Annotated in this window: 2 protein-coding genes; both read right to left on the bottom strand. The window is 49.8% G+C overall.

All coding sequences use genetic code 11. The features are described from left to right. Nucleotides 1-965 (bottom strand): FAD-dependent oxidoreductase (locus A3750_RS17045; protein ID WP_068491053.1); only part of this gene is annotated, 965 nt, incomplete at its 3' end. Next, entirely contained in the window at nucleotides 965-1,120 is a 156-nt protein-coding gene (locus A3750_RS25040; RefSeq protein ID WP_082873334.1) for a rubredoxin, read from the bottom strand. The genes A3750_RS17045 and A3750_RS25040, both read right to left, overlap by 1 nt. Nucleotides 1,121-1,795 lie beyond the last annotated feature (675 nt).

Raw genomic sequence — 1,795 nt, 5'->3', positions numbered from 1 at the left:
CAGGCCGGTGTTTTCACCATCACGGGCATCACGCCGTAACTTAGATTGGTCGGAGTGCCGTTAAGTGTCTTCGCTAGCGCGCGTGCTCCAGCCATTAAAGGAAGCACATATAACAGTACGTGGCCGTCGACTTCTGCACAATCGCCAATGGTAAATACATCTTTGGCTGATGTCATAAGGCTTCGATCGCAAACGATGCCTTTGTTTGTTTCAAGACCAGCCTCCTGAGCAAGGCGTGTGTTTGGTTTCAGGCCAATGGCACTGACAGCCAAATCAGCCTCGATCTTTTCGCCACTATCTAGCGTGATAATCACCGACGATTCAGTTTCCTCAATAGCGACTACATTTTGATTCAAATGTAAGTGCGCACCGGCGTCTCTCAATGCCCGTGTAACGCATTTTGACGCCTCTATCGGTAGGAGCGTGTCTAGAACTTCGCTGCTTGGACCGATGAGATCGATGTCGTAGTCTCCGTTTAAGAGATCATTTGCGTATTCGCAGCCGATTAAACCGGTCCCAATAATAGCGATGCGTTTCACTCCGGCACATTTTTCCCGAAAGATACGGTAGTCATCCATGTCGTTAACAGAGCAAACTCGCTCTGCTGTGTTCGCTACAAACGGGAGTACATTGACCTCTGCGCCCGTTGCGAGAACCAACTTGTCATAGCTCACGCTGCTGCCGTCGACTGACAGTGTTTTTGCCGAGGTGTCGATAGCCTGAACGATCGCGTGTGTGCGCATAGACATGTTCAATTGTTCTGACATGTCGCTGGCGCTTGCCATTTCCAGCTCTTTTGCCGACTTGGCTTTCGTAAAGCCGGTTGAGAGCATCGGCTTGGAGTAGGAAGTGCCGTCGTCTGCTGTGATCATTAACAACGGTGCTTCGCTATTCAGCTTGCGAAATTCGCGGGCTACCGCGTAGCCGGCCATTCCTGAACCGATTATGACAATTGGATCAGCCATTAAATTTCAACCATTTCGAAGTCTTCTTTACCAACACCGCAATCGGGGCATTCCCAGTCATCTGGAACATCTTCCCACTTGGTGCCTGGCTCAATATTGTCGTCTGGCCATCCCTCGGCTTCATCGAGATTTACCGCAGAGATTGAATCACGCATATTATTTGTTTGAATCAGCAATGCCTGCGCTGACTCACTTTCAAGACGAGCTCTGTTGGTCACCGTTCCGATCTTTTCAACAACCTGCGAATACGATTCGCCATAGGAAACTGAACCCTGGACTAAGTTTTCAAATTCCAGTGAAGACATTGCCAAGGCATTTCGGTTATCCGACACGCCGTCCGTGTTGTACTCGATATTAAACTCATCACCCTTGCGCGCCTGCCCCTGAATATCAAAGGTAAAGCCTCGATAGGTTGATTGGGATGTCGGTGCCAATTCAAACAACGTAGAAACATTGCTCGTAAACGAAACCCCATCAACCATTCTGACATCAATGGCACCACCAACGGCAATACCTTGCCCTGCATTCACCGTTTGCGTTGCTAAAACCGGAGCGCCCGGGGTATAGGGATCGACTCTACTTACATCGACACTGTCGCCCACACCTGTCACTTCAACAACGATATCTTCACCCGTAAGCGCCCTTAGATCGACAGACGTCCCGTCACTCACCGCAACGATCGACAAGCCTTGAAGCGCCGCGTTGTCATTGATGGCTTTCGCAACCTCTACAGGCTCATACAGTGCAGGCGGATTCACCGTAATCGTCTCACCATTAATAACAAGTCCTAACGGAGTCGGGTCTCCATCATCCGTAAAATTCGATAGCCT

Source organism: Oleiphilus sp. HI0079, assembly GCF_001635105.1.
Note: the sequence above shows the minus strand (reverse complement) of the source record. Positions and strands in the feature narration are given on the sequence as shown.

What these genes read in the sequence shown, in the direction of transcription:
- A3750_RS25040 (WP_082873334.1), bottom strand. Translation starts at nt 1,120, where the DNA reads ATGCGTGATTCAATCTCTGCGGTAAATCTCGATGAAGCCGAGGGATGG.